Below are 13,042 nucleotides of genomic sequence, written 5' to 3' on the forward strand. Positions count from 1 at the left end.
ACGGCCCCCGGGCGGATGCCTGGGGGCCGTTTCGCGTGGTGCTAGTACGACGAGCCGCTCGCGCCGAGGGAGCCCGTGGGGTGCCAGACCGTCTTGGTCTCCAGGAAGGCCGTCAGGCGGTCCGTGCCCGGGGAGGCCGTGAAGTCGACGGCGCGGGGGCGCAGGACGCGCTTGAGGTTGTCCGCCGCCGCGATCTCGAGCTCGCGGGCCAGGTCGGCGTCCGCGCCCGTCAGGTCGATCGCGTTGACGTCCTGGTGGGCCGCCAGGTGCGGGCCCATCTCGGCGGCCTTGCCCGAGAGGATGTTGACCACGCCGCCCGGCAGGTCCGAGGTGGCGAGCACCTCGCCCAGGGACAGGGCCGGGAGCGGGGACTTCTCGCTCGCGATCACCACCGCCGTGTTGCCCGTCGCGATGACCGGGGCGATGACGGAGACCAGGCCGAGGAAGGACGAGTCCTGGGGGGCCACGACCGTGACGACGCCGGTCGGCTCCGGGGTCGACAGGTTGAAGTACGGGCCGGCGACCGGGTTGGCGCCGCCCACGATCTGGGCGATCTTGTCGGTCCAGCCCGCGTACCAGACCCAGCGGTCGATCGCCGCGTCGACGACGGCCGCCGCCTTGGACTTCGACAGGCCCTCGGCGTCCGCGACCTCGCGGACGAACTGGTCCCTGCGGCCCTCCAGCATCTCGGCGATGCGGTAGAGGATCTGGCCCCGGTTGTACGCCGTCGCGCCCGACCAGCCGCCGAAGGCCTTGCGGGCGGCGACGACCGCGTCACGGGCGTCCTTGCGGGAGGAGAGAGGCACGTTCGCCAGCCAGTTGCCCTTGGAGTCGCTCACCTCGTACACCCGGCCGCTCTCGGAGCGGGGGAACTTGCCCCCGACGTACAGCTTGTAGGTCTTGAAGATGTTCAGGCGCGTCTGCTGCTCAGACATCGAGGTAGGCCTCCAGACCATGACGGCCACCCTCGCGGCCGAAGCCCGACTCCTTGTAGCCGCCGAAGGGCGAGGTCGGGTCGAACTTGTTGAACGTGTTGGCCCAGACGACACCCGCGCGGAGCTTGCTCGCGACCGCGAGGATGCGGCTGCCCTTCTCCGTCCAGATGCCCGCCGACAGGCCGTACTGGCTGTTGTTGGCCTTGGCGACCGCCTCGTCCGGCGTACGGAACGACAGGACGGACAGGACCGGGCCGAAGATCTCGTCGCGGGCGATGGTGTGCGCCTGCGTGACGCCGGTGAAGAGCGTCGGGGCGAACCAGTAGCCGGCGGACGGGATCTCGCAGGCAGCCGTCCAGCGCTCGGCGCCCTCCGCCTCGCCCCGCTCGACCAGCGAGGTGATGCGGGCCAGCTGCTCCGAGGAGTTGATGGCGCCGATGTCGGTGTTCTTGTCCAGCGGGTCGCCGAGGCGGAGGGTGGACAGGCGGCGCTTCAGGGCGTCGAGCAGCTCGTCCTGGACCGACTCCTGGACGAGGAGGCGCGAGCCCGCGCAGCAGACCTGGCCCTGGTTGAAGAAGATGCCGTTGACGATGCCCTCGACGGCCTGGTCGATGGGGGCGTCGTCGAAGACGATGTTCGCGCCCTTGCCGCCCAGTTCGAGGGTGACCTTCTTGTCCGTGCCCGCGATGGAGCGCGCGATGGCCTTGCCGACGGCGGTCGAGCCGGTGAAGGCGACCTTGTTGACGTCCGGGTGCTCGACGAGCGCGGCGCCCGTCTCCCCGTAACCGGGAAGGATGTTGACGACGCCCTTGGGCAGGCCCGCCTGGCGGCAGATGTCCGCGAAGAACAGGGCGGAGAGCGGGGTCGTCTCGGCCGGCTTCAGGACGACCGTGTTACCGGTCGCGAGGGCCGGGGCGATCTTCCACGCCAGCATCAGGAGGGGGAAGTTCCAGGGGATGACCTGACCGGCCACGCCCAGCGGGCGCGGGTTCGCGCCGTAGCCGGCGTGGTCGAGCTTGTCGGCCCAGCCCGCGTAGTAGAAGAAGTGCGCGGCGACCAGCGGGAGGTCCGCGTCGCGGGTCTCCTTGATCGGCTTGCCGTTGTCCAGGGTCTCCAGGACGGCCAGCTCGCGGCTGCGCTCCTGGATGATCCGGGCGATCCGGAAGAGGTACTTGGCGCGCTCGGAGCCGGGGAGCGCGGACCACTTCTCGAAGGCCTTGCGGGCCGCCTTCACTGCGCGGTCGACGTCCTCGGCGCCCGCCTGGGCGACCTCGGAGAGGACCTCCTCGGAGGAGGGGGAGACGGTCTTGAAGACCTTGCCGTCGGCCGCGTCGACGAACTCGCCGTCGATGAACAGGCCGTAGGAGGGGGCGATGTCGACGACGGACCGGGACTCGGGCGCCGGTGCGTACTCGAATACAGATGCCATGATGATCAGTCCACCGTCACGTAATCGGGGCCGGAGTAGCGGCCGGTCGCCAGCTTCTGACGCTGCATGAGCAGGTCGTTGAGCAGGCTGGAGGCACCGAAGCGGAACCAGTGGTTGTCCAGCCAGTCCTCGCCGACGGTCTCGTTGACCAGGACCAGGAACTTGATGGCTTCCTTGGTGTTGCGGATGCCGCCGGCGGGCTTCACGCCGATCTGGATGCCGGTCTGCGCGCGGAAGTCGCGCACCGCCTCCAGCATCAGGAGCGTGTTGGCCGGGGTGGCGTTGACCGCGACCTTGCCGGTCGAGGTCTTGATGAAGTCGGCGCCCGCCATCATGCCGAGCCAGGAGGCGCGGCGGATGTTGTCGTACGTGGAGAGCTCGCCGGTCTCGAAGATGACCTTCAGGCGCGCGGCGCCCGAGGCCTCCTTGACGGCCCGGATCTCCTCGTAGACCTTCAGGTACTTCCCGGCGAGGAACGCGCCCCGGTCGATCACCATGTCGATCTCGTCGGCCCCGGCGGCGACGGCGTCGCGGGTGTCCGCGAGCTTCACGTCCAGCGCGGCGCGGCCGGCCGGGAAGGCGGTGGCGACGGAGGCGACCTTGACGTCGGAGCCCTTCAGGGCGGCCTTGGCGGTGGCCACCATGTCGGGGTAGACGCAGACCGCGGCGGTCGGCGGGGTCGTACGGTCGGTCGGATCGGGATTGACGGCCTTGGCGGCGAGCGCCCGGACCTTGCCCGGGGTGTCCGCGCCTTCGAGCGTCGTCAGGTCGATCATGGAAATGGCCAGGTCAATGGCGTAGGCCTTGGCCGTGGTCTTGATCGAGCGGGTGCCGAGGGACGCGGCGCGCGCCTCCAGGCCGACGGCGTCGACGCCGGGCAGCCCGTGGAGGAAGCGGCGCAGCGCGCCGTCGGACGCGGTCGCGTCGGCGAAAGCGGAAGCTGCGGTTGCAGTGGTGGGCATGGTCACCAGTCGAGCATATCTACGCGCGTAGCGGCCTGTACAGCCCCACCTTTCCGGAAGGGGATTCCTGACGCCCGTCACGGAGCTGTGACATGGAGCGGACGGGTCCCTCATACAAGATCATTAGATTTTTTCTCAGCAGCCAGCGAGAACTCACCGGCCCCGACCGAACGAGAAGTCAGCGGCATGCGGCTCTTCCTCACCCGACCTGTATCTGATGCACAGGAGTCGTTATGCGCACCGCCCTCCGCACCGCCGTCGCCACCGCCCTCCTCGCGGGCGTCGCCGTCACCCCGGCCCTGACCGCCGGAACCGCGTTCGCCGCGGACGCCAAGCCGGTGGCCGGCGCCGGAACGGCCGCCGACGCCCCGGGCACCCTCGTTCGTACGGAGACCCTCCGCGACGGCACGATCGCCAAGATCTACAAGGTCGGGGCCGCGCACCACCGCGCCGATCTCTTCTTCGACGGCAAGCCCGTCGGCGTGCTCGACGCCAACACCCGCCCGGACGCCGGGAACGACAACGGCACCTTCTTCGTCCTCTTCGAGGACGGCCGCACCCTGGCCTGGGAGCGGAACTACGTCCCCGGCGCGCAGCCCGGCGTCTACAAGCTCGCCGACGGCACCGTCCTCCAGCTCGCCAAGAAGGACGGCCGGTACGGCCTCCAGCTGATCGAGAACGGCAAGGGCCGCGGCTTCACCTACCTGAACGGTTTCCGCCAGGTCTGGACGTACGGCAAGGCCGTGGTCGTCCTGGAGCAGGACGGCGGGTTCGCCGCGTACATCCCCGGCTCCACGGTCCAGGCGGCCCCGGCGCTGGTGAGCACCGAGAACCCCGGTGGCGGCCAGGGGCCCGAGACGCCCGTCGGTGAGAAGATCGGCACCCGCAAGCTCGCCGACGGCACGGTGGGCGACCTGTGGCGGCACGCCAAGGGCCACTACACGCTGGAGCTGAAGACCGCCGCAGGCAAGCCCCGCGGCAGCGTCACGGCCGGTGGCCCCGGTGGCAAGGCGGAGAAGGGCGCCCAGTTCGGCGAGATGTGGGTGACCCTCGACAACAAGGGGCAGGTCGGCTCCTGGATGAACCGGAACCTCGGCACCGACTACGCCGACAGCACCAAGGGCTGCACCGTCACCCGTGACAGCGGCTCCGCCTTCGACGAGCTGAGCCTGCAGCTCGTCAACAGCCCCTCGGGCGCGTTCGCCCGGATCCTCCACGACGACGCGGGCAAGGTGCTCGCGACCCTGACCCTCACGAAGTCGACCGCCCTCGCCGACGGTGTGTGGCTGTCGACCCTGCCCGGCGCGAAGAAGCCGATCGTGCAGATGCGCACCAGCGAGCCGGAGGAGCTCTTCACCCTCGACTTCCCCGACCTGCCGAAGGGCTGCGCCGCGGGCACCCCCGAGACGAAGCCGACCACGCCCGCCCCGGGCACGTCCGCCGGTACCTCCGGGCAGACCACCGTCGTCCCGCAGGGCGGGGTCGCCGCCGGTGCCGAACTCGGCAGCGTGGAGAGCGCCAACGACGCGGCGCTGATGGCCTCCGGTCTGGGCGCGGCCGCCGTCGTCGCCGCCGGTCTCGGCTTCACCGTCCTGCGCCGCCGTGCCGCCGCCCGCGGCTGACCGCACGCGTCCCACCCCCGCCCCCGGGCGGAGCACCATCTCTGCCCCCGGGCAGGAGTACCACCCCTGCCCTTGACCCGAGCGAGCAGGAGCATCACCCACCCCTGCCCTTGACCCGAGCAGGAGCATCACCCCACCCCGGACCGGCCGTCGCACACACACCCCGTGCGGCGGCCGGTCGCATCCCCGCCCGGAGCCGCCCCGTGAACCGCCGCCGTACCGTCGCCCCCGTCCTGCTCGCCCTCGCGGCCCTCGCCGTGCTCACCGGCTGCGCCGAGGACGGCGCCCCCGCCGCCACGCCGCCCGCGAAGGTCGTCGAGACCGCCTCGCCCGCGCCGGCCGCGTCCGCCGCGCCGATGCCGCGCTCCGAGCCGGTGCGGGTGAAGGTGCCGGCCGCCGGGGTCGACACCGGGCCCGTGCTCGACCTGGGGCTCGCCGCGGACGGGACCGTCGAGGTGCCGTCCGTCGCCCAGGCCGACCGGATCGGCTGGTACGACAAGGGCGTCACCCCGGGCCAGACCGGCCCCGCGATCCTGATCGGGCACTTCGACACGGAGCGTGGCCCCGCCGTGCTCAAGGACGTCGCCAAGGTCCGGGTCGGCGACGAGATCACCGTCACCCGCGCCGACGGCTCCGACGCCGTCTTCCGCGTACGGGAGCTGGAGCAGGTCGACAAGAAGGCCTTCCCGACGAAGAAGGTCTACGGCGACACCACCCGGCCCGAGCTGCGGCTGATCACCTGCGGCGGCGAGCTGGTCGACGGGCACCGCCCCGACAACGTCATTCTCTACGCCGATCTGGTCACCCGAGCCGCCTGAGCCGAGCGGTGGGGGCTGAGGCAGAATCGGCACCATGACGAGCCCCCAGCCGCCCGCCGAGCCGGCCTTCGCCGACCGTGTCTTCCGTTCGCCCCTCGGGATCGCGGGCGGGGTCCTGCTGATCGGTCTCACCGCGTGGTTCTGCATCGACGCGATGGTCCGGGGCGCGGGGCGCACGCCGTGGCTGGCCCTCGCGAGTCTGCTGCTCGTCGTGCCGCTCGTGGTGGCGTTCACGATCCGCCCGGCGGTGTACGCCAACGAGGACCGGCTGCGGATCCGCAACCCCTTCCGCTACATCACGCTGCCCTGGGCCGCCGTCGCCGACGTCCGGGCCGGGTACTCCAGCGAGGTGCTCACGCAGGACGGGGGCACGTTCCAGCTGTGGGCCGTGCCCGTCTCGCTGCGGCAGCGCAAGCGCGCGGCCCGGCAGCAGGCGCGCGCCTCCCAGGACGACCCGCACGGCCGGACGTCCGTGCACGCGCGCGTGGACGACCGGGACCGGCTCGCACCGGCCGACCAGACGATCGCCGATCTACGGGAACTGGCCGAGCGCTGCGCCGGCCGCCCCGAGGCGCAGGGGGAGCCGCAGGTGCGCTGGGCGTACGAGATCATCGCGCCGGCGACGGCGGGGCTCGTCCTGCTCGTGATCCTGCTCGCGACCGGCTGAGGCCGGACGCGTACGGCCTTCACGGCGCGCACGGCGCGCCCGCCCTTCACGGCGCGCCCGCCCACACCAGCACCATGTACGCGCCCAGCCACGCCGAGGACAGCGCCGCCCCGCCGAGCACCAGGGCGGCCACCCGGCGGCGCGCCCGGCCGGCCGCGAGCGCGAGCGGAAGCAGCAGCGGGAAGCCGGGCAGCAGGAACCGGGCGCGGGGGAAGTACACGCCCCCGCTGCCCAGGACCACGAGCAGCAGCACGCCCGTGAAGACCAGGAGCGGCAGCGGCTGCCGGTCGGCGAGGCAGAGCAGGAAGAGCGCGCCGGCGGCGATCATCGTGAGCGAGACCAGGACCAGGAAGAGCTGCGGATCCGCGGTGTAGACGAGCTGCCTGCGCAGCTGGCGCAGCGTCACCGAGCCGCCGTCCCAGGCGTTCCCCCAGGTCTCCTGCACCACGAAGTACCCGTCCCAGCGCCCGAGCCGCAGCCCCACCCAGCCGACGTACGCCAGCCAGCCCAGCGGCGCGACCACGGCCGCGACGAGCGCGGGCCGGCTCCCGCGCCGCGCGGCGAGCAGCCCGGCGACCGTCACCGCCGCGGCGACCGCGATCCCCGTCGGCCGGGTCAGGCCCGCCGCGACCGCGAGCCCGCCCGCCCAGGCCCACCGCCCGTCGAGGGCCGTGTAGAGCGCCCACGCGGTCAGCGCGGTGAACAGCGACTCCGTGTACCCCATCCACTGGACGAGGGCGACCGGCAGCGCGCCCCACAGGACCGCCAGGACCGTGCCGACCCGCCGCCCGTACAGCCGGTCGCCGACCGCGAAGATCCCCCAGGCGGCGGCCAGCGAGCAGAGCACCGCGAGGACCAGGCCCACGGAGGCCCGCGAGCCGGGCGTGAGGGCCGCGACCGCCTTGATCAGGGCCGGGTAGAGCGGGAAGAACGCCATCGGCCGGTGCCCGTCGGTCGGTTCGCCGGGCGGCCCGGGCGCGTACCCGTGGTCGGCGATCGCCAGGTACCAGCGCGAGTCCCAGCTCGTCGCGAGCGTCGGCCAGATCCCGTCCCCCCGCAGATGCGCCCAGCGGCCGAGCACGAGCAGCCCCAGGAGCCGCACGGCCAGATAGCCGAGGAGCGCGGGCGCCGCGTGCCGCAGGGTCCCGCGCACCCGCTTCGGGAGCCGGACACCCCGCGCGGACGGTGGCCGCCGGGAGGCGGGAACGGTCGGTCGGGCGGTCAGGACCGGGGGCACTGCGGCGGCTCCAGGGAGGCTCGGCGGGACACCGGGTCACCCTGACCGGAACCACCTGATCGCGGGACGCGGGTGGGGCCGGTCGGCGTACCGAATTCACCCGTAGGGGAGAGCCGTACGGGACGGCCCCACGGGAGTCGTACAGCAACGCCGAGGGGCCCGCACGGAATCCGATCCGTACGGGCCCCACACGGGCTTGGTGCCGCTACAGACCCGCCGCCTCCGACAGGTCGCGCTTGATCGCGGCGAGGATCTCGGCGCCCTTCGCGCGGGCCGTCGCCAGCTCGCTCGCGTCGGCGACCGGGACCACGACCTCCAGGTAGCACTTGAGCTTGGGCTCCGTGCCGGACGGACGGACGATCACCCGGGCCTTGTGGGTGCCCTCCAGGTAGTAGCGCAGACCGTCCGTCGGCGGCAGCGCAGCCGTGCCCTTCGCCAGGTCCTCGGCCGTCGTCACCGTGAGGCCCGCGAGGTGGACCGGCGGCCGCTCGCGCAGCGTGCTCATCGCGTTCGCGATGATGCTCAGGTCCTCCACGCGCACCGACAGCTGGTCCGTGGCGTGCAGCCCGTGGGCCACCGCGAGGTCGTCGAGGAGGTCGGTCAGCGTACGGTCCTGCTCCTTGAGCACCGAGGCCAGCTCCGCGACGAGCAGCGCCGCCGTGATGCCGTCCTTGTCGCGGACGCCCTCGGGGTCGACGCAGTAGCCGAGCGCCTCCTCGTAGCCGTACCGCAGACCGTCCACGCGGGCGATCCACTTGAAGCCGGTCAGCGTCTCCTCGTAGCCGACGCCCGCCGCCTCGGCGATCCGGCCGAGCAGCGAGGACGACACGATCGACTCGGCGAAGACGCCCCGCGCCCCCTTGTGCACCAGGTGCGCGGCGAGCAGCGCGCCCACCTCGTCACCGCGCAGCATCCGCCAGCCGCCCTCCACCGAGGCGTCCGGCACGGCGACGGCGCAGCGGTCGGCGTCCGGGTCGTTGGCGATCACGATGTCCGGGTCCACGGCGCGGGCCGCCTCGAAGGCGAGGTCCATCGCGCCCGGCTCCTCCGGGTTCGGGAAGGCGACCGTCGGGAACGCCGGGTCCGGCTCGGCCTGGGCGGCGACGAGCGCGGGCGGCGGGAAGCCGGCCCGGGCGAAGGCGGCCGTGACGACGTCCTTGCCGACGCCGTGCATGGCCGTGTACACGGTCCGGGCGGTCCGGGGGGAGCCAGGGGTCAGGACGGCGTCCGTACGGGCCAGGTAGGCCTCCAGGACCTCGTCGCCGAGGATCTCCCAGCCGTCGGCCGGGATCGGGACGTCGTTCAGCGAGCTGATCGCGTCGATCTCGGCGGCGATCTCGGCGTCGGCGGGCGGCACGATCTGCGAGCCGTCGCCCAGATAGACCTTGTAGCCGTTGTCGCGCGGCGGGTTGTGGCTCGCGGTCACCTCGACACCGGCGACGGCCCCCAGATGCCTTATGGCGTACGCGAGGACGGGCGTCGGCAGCGGGCGGGGGAGCACGGCCGCGCGCAGCCCGGCGCCGGTCATCACGGCGGCGGTGTCGCGGGCGAAGTCGGCCGACTTGTAGCGGGCGTCGTAGCCGATGACGACGAGGCCGCCCTCCTGGCCCTTGGCCTTGAGGTACGCGGCGAGGCCTGCGGCCGCGCGGATGACGACCGAGCGGTTCATCCGCATGGGCCCGGCGCCGATCTCGCCGCGGAGGCCGGCGGTGCCGAACTGGAGGGTGCCCGCGAAGCGCGCGGCGAGCTCGTCGGTCGAGCCGGCCTCGATGAGCTGCGCGAGCTCCTCGCGGGTCTCCGGGTCGGGGTCCTCGGCGAGCCAGGCCTGGGCCCGGGCGAGGAGGTCGTCCTGCGTCACGGTGTGCCTTTCGGGGGTGCGGGGAGGGTGGGTGCGGGTGGGGGCGGGTGCGGGGTGGGGCCGCTGCGCGGAGCCTTTCCCCACCCCGCCCCTTCCCGAACTGAGGGCAAGCCCCCAGGCCCCCGTACGGCCTGCGGCCGTGTCCTCAAACGCCGGACGGGCTGATTTCCGCCCGCCAGGGCGAAATCCAGCCCCGCTGGGGGTCCCCCCACGCCGCCAGGCGTAGGGGGAGGTTGAGGCGCGGGGTCCGGGGCGGAGCCCCGGCTGCACCTCAGATGCGGTCGAGGACCCGCGTCAGGAGTTCGCCCATGTGGGCGGCCGAGTCGCGGCCGGCCTGGAGGACCTCTTCGTGGTTCAGCGGCTCGCCCGAGAGCCCGGCCGCCAGGTTGGTGACGAGGGAGATGCCCAGGACCTCGGCGCCCGCCTCGCGGGCCGCGATGGCCTCCAGGACGGTGGACATGCCGACCAGGTCGCCGCCCATGACGCGGACCATGTTGATCTCGGCCGGGGTCTCGTAGTGCGGCCCGGGGAACTGCACGTAGACGCCCTCTTCGAGGGTCGCGTCGACCTCCTTGCACAGCGCGCGCAGGCGCGGCGAGTAGAGGTCGGTGAGGTCCACGAAGTTCGCGCCGACGATCGGGGAGGCGGCCGTCAGGTTGATGTGGTCGCTGATCAGGACCGGCTGGCCGGGGCGCATGCCCTCGCGCAGGCCACCGCAGCCGTTGGTCAGGACGACCGTCTTGACGCCGGCGGCGACGGCGGTGCGCACGCCGTGGGCGACGGAGGCGACGCCCCGGCCCTCGTAGAAGTGGGTGCGGCCAAGGAAGACCAGGACGTGCTTGGCGCCGATCTTGTACGAGCGGACCTTGCCGCCGTGTCCCTCGACGGCCGGCGGCGGGAAGCCGGGCAGCTCGGTCACGGGGAACTCGGCCTCCGGAGCGCCGAGCGCGTCGACGGCCGGCGCCCAGCCGGAGCCCATGACGAGGGCCACGTCGTGGTTCTCGACTCCGGTCAGCTCGCGAAGTCGCGCGGCAGCGGCCTCGGCGGCCTCGTACGGGGTGGCAGTTGCGTTCACTGACTCTCTCGCCTCGGGGAGGGGGGGTCCGAGGGGAGCCCCGGACGGATTTCGTACCCGCAGAAGCCTAGCCCGAGAATTCCTACGCGCGTAGATGACGATGCTGACGGACATGCGATCGTTGTCTTGTCGTTTCCGACGAATCGCCCGGAGGCCACCCCTGTGCGCTTGTGCCCGTCCGGTGGCCCGTCCCCTCAGCACGGGCGCTTGCGCAGCTCCATCACGTAGTCGTGCGGCGCGCCCGCCGACTCGGCCGCGTCGGCGACCTCGCCCAGGTAGCGGGCGGACGGCAGCCCGCCCTCGTACGCGTTCAGGACGTACACCCAGGCCGGCTCCTCGCCGTCCAGGGTGTGCACGCGGACCCGCATCCGCCGGTAGATGTCGAGGTTGACGCCCTCCCAGCGGTCCATCGAGTCCTCGTCCATCGGCGCGATGTCGTACAGCGCGACGAAGACCTGGGAACGCGGCGCCTCGACGATGGTGGCCAGCGCTCCCTCCCAGCCCATCTGCTCGCCGCCGAAGGTCAGCCGCCAGCCGTTGAGCCAGCCCGTGCCGCGCAGCGGGGAGTGCGGGGCGCGGCGGGTCATGAGCCGCGCGTCGAGGTTGCCGGCGTACGCGGCGTAGAGCGACATGGGATCGAGGGTACGGGAGGGGAGCGGGTGTCTGCGGAAGTCCGAGGTGGGGGCCGGTACGGGCCCGGTACCGGGCAGGCCGCGGGCGTACCGGATCCGAACGGAGGCCCCGGCGCGAGTCCGCCTCCGTCGTACGGGACAATGGGGTACGCACTTGAAGCGTGCGGGACAATGGCGTACGCACTGCATCCCAGCGGGGGGACCCCCCCGGCAGAACGAGAGCGCGAGGCGTAGATCCCAGTGACCCGGATCGTGATCATCGGCGGCGGACCCGGCGGATACGAGGCTGCCCTGGTGGGCGCCCAACTCGGCGCGGAGGTGACCGTCGTCGACTGCGACGGTCTCGGCGGCGCGTCCGTCCTCACCGACTGCGTTCCCTCGAAGACCCTCATCGCGACGGCCGAGGTGATGACCACCTTCGACTCCTCGTACGAGGAGCTGGGCATCATCGTCGCCGACGACACCCCGCACGTGGAGCAGGCCGCCCGCGTCGTGGGCGTCGACCTCGGCAAGGTCAACCGCCGGGTGAAGCGCCTCGCGCTGGCCCAGTCCCACGACATCACCGCCTCCGTCACCCGGGCCGGCGCCCGGGTGCTGCGCGGTCGCGGCCGGCTCTCCGGGCGGCAGGCCGTGGACGGCTCCCGTCAGGTGATCGTGACGGCCGCCGACGGTACCGAGGAGACCCTGACCGCCGACGCCGTGCTGATCGCGACCGGCGGCCACCCGCGCGAGCTGCCCGACGCCCAGCCGGACGGCGAGCGGATCCTGAACTGGACCCAGGTCTACGACCTCAAGGAGCTCCCCGAGGAGCTCATCGTGGTCGGTTCCGGTGTCACCGGCGCCGAGTTCGCGGGCGCCTACCAGGCCCTCGGCTCCCGGGTCACCCTCGTCTCCTCCCGTGACCGCGTGCTCCCGGGCGAGGACCCGGACGCCGCCGCGGTCCTGGAGGACGTCTTCCGCCGCCGCGGCATGAACGTCATGGCCCGCTCGCGCGCCGAGTCCGCCAAGCGGGTCGGCGACCGGGTCGAGGTCACCCTCTCCGACGGCCGGGTCATCTCCGGCACCCACTGCCTGATGGCCGTCGGCGCCATCCCGAACTCGGCCGGAATGGGTCTGGAGGAGGCCGGCGTCCGGCTCAAGGACTCCGGGCACATCTGGACCGACAAGGTCTCCCGCACCTCCGCCCCCGGTGTGTACGCGGCCGGTGACGTCACCGGCGTCTTCGCGCTCGCCTCGGTGGCGGCCATGCAGGGCCGGATCGCGATGTACCACTTCCTCGGCGACGCGGTGACCCCGCTCAACCTGAAGACGGTCTCCTCGAACGTCTTCACCGACCCCGAGATCGCGACCGTCGGCTTCACCCAGGCGGACGTCGACGCCGGGAAGATCGAGGCCAGGGTCGTGAAGCTGCCGCTGCTGCGCAACCCGCGCGCCAAGATGCAGGGCATCAGGGACGGCTTCGTGAAGATCTTCTGCCGTCCGGGCACCGGGATCGTGGTCGGCGGCGTCGTCGTCGCCCCCCGGGCGAGCGAGCTGATCCACCCCATCTCGATCGCGGTGGACAACAACCTGACGGTCGAACAGATCGCAAACGCTTTCACCGTGTACCCCTCCCTGTCGGGCTCGATCGCCGAAGTGGCACGTCAGTTGCACACCCGAAAGGCGACCGGCGAAGCCTGATCACCCGCCGATCACCCCTCTCGCCTGGGGGGATCTGGACAACCCCCGGCAAGGGGGGACATAGAACGATCAACGACGGGGCCTCCCATACCACTTGGAGGCCCCGTCTGTGCGCATCTTCTGCAAT

At 72.5% G+C, this 13,042-nt stretch carries 11 protein-coding genes; 4 read left to right on the plus strand and 7 right to left on the minus strand.

Going from position 1 to position 13,042, the window contains the following annotated elements:
* Positions 1–41: 41 nt before the first annotated feature.
* Genes ACF09C_RS33280 through deoC form a run of 3 tightly spaced genes read right to left on the minus strand, consistent with a single transcriptional unit; the run spans position 42 to position 3,326 of the window.
* Complete coding sequence (locus tag ACF09C_RS33280) at positions 42–935, minus strand: aldehyde dehydrogenase family protein (protein ID WP_392096897.1); 894 nt, start codon at positions 933–935, stop codon at positions 42–44.
* Entirely contained in the window at positions 928–2,364 is a 1,437-nt protein-coding gene (locus tag ACF09C_RS33285) for an aldehyde dehydrogenase family protein (RefSeq protein WP_392096898.1), read from the minus strand. The genes ACF09C_RS33280 and ACF09C_RS33285 overlap by 8 nt, the downstream gene beginning before the upstream one ends.
* A gap of 5 nt (positions 2,365–2,369) precedes the next feature.
* Positions 2,370–3,326, minus strand: a complete 957-nt coding sequence (gene deoC, locus ACF09C_RS33290; RefSeq protein WP_392096899.1) for a deoxyribose-phosphate aldolase — start codon at positions 3,324–3,326, stop codon at positions 2,370–2,372.
* A gap of 233 nt (positions 3,327–3,559) precedes the next feature.
* Between deoC and ACF09C_RS33295 the strand changes: the two genes are divergently transcribed.
* The 3 genes from ACF09C_RS33295 to ACF09C_RS33305 all read left to right on the plus strand — a co-directional run bounded on the left by ACF09C_RS33295 (position 3,560) and on the right by ACF09C_RS33305 (position 6,433).
* Entirely contained in the window at positions 3,560–4,948 is a 1,389-nt protein-coding gene (locus ACF09C_RS33295) for a hypothetical protein (protein ID WP_392096900.1), read from the plus strand.
* 203 nt (positions 4,949–5,151) lie between these two features.
* Positions 5,152–5,766: a class F sortase gene (locus ACF09C_RS33300; protein WP_392096902.1), complete on the plus strand. Its 615-nt coding sequence runs from the start codon at positions 5,152–5,154 to the stop codon at positions 5,764–5,766.
* Between the two features lie 34 nt (positions 5,767–5,800).
* Positions 5,801–6,433: a PH domain-containing protein gene (locus ACF09C_RS33305; protein WP_392096903.1), complete on the plus strand. Its 633-nt coding sequence runs from the start codon at positions 5,801–5,803 to the stop codon at positions 6,431–6,433.
* A gap of 46 nt (positions 6,434–6,479) precedes the next feature.
* On the opposite strand, the gene ACF09C_RS33310 is transcribed toward ACF09C_RS33305, so the two are convergent.
* From ACF09C_RS33310 to ACF09C_RS33325, 4 genes are all read right to left on the minus strand, one after another.
* Positions 6,480–7,670, minus strand: coding sequence for a hypothetical protein (locus ACF09C_RS33310; protein ID WP_392096905.1), 1,191 nt, complete (start codon positions 7,668–7,670; stop codon positions 6,480–6,482).
* Between the two features lie 205 nt (positions 7,671–7,875).
* A complete protein-coding gene (locus ACF09C_RS33315; RefSeq protein WP_392096907.1) occupies positions 7,876–9,528 on the minus strand; it encodes a phospho-sugar mutase in 1,653 nt (550 codons plus the stop codon).
* A 271-nt stretch (positions 9,529–9,799) separates the two neighbouring features.
* Positions 9,800–10,603, minus strand: coding sequence for a purine-nucleoside phosphorylase (locus ACF09C_RS33320; protein ID WP_392096909.1), 804 nt, complete (start codon positions 10,601–10,603; stop codon positions 9,800–9,802).
* 194 nt (positions 10,604–10,797) lie between these two features.
* Positions 10,798–11,235: a gamma-glutamylcyclotransferase gene (locus ACF09C_RS33325; protein WP_362413749.1), complete on the minus strand. Its 438-nt coding sequence runs from the start codon at positions 11,233–11,235 to the stop codon at positions 10,798–10,800.
* A 240-nt stretch (positions 11,236–11,475) separates the two neighbouring features.
* On the opposite strand from ACF09C_RS33325, the gene ACF09C_RS33330 reads away from it, so the two are divergent.
* Entirely contained in the window at positions 11,476–12,915 is a 1,440-nt protein-coding gene (locus ACF09C_RS33330) for an NAD(P)H-quinone dehydrogenase (protein ID WP_392096911.1), read from the plus strand.
* The last annotated feature ends 127 nt before the right edge of the window (positions 12,916–13,042 follow it).

The organism is Streptomyces sp. NPDC014870, assembly GCF_043081505.1.
GTDB lineage: Bacteria > Actinomycetota > Actinomycetes > Streptomycetales > Streptomycetaceae > Streptomyces.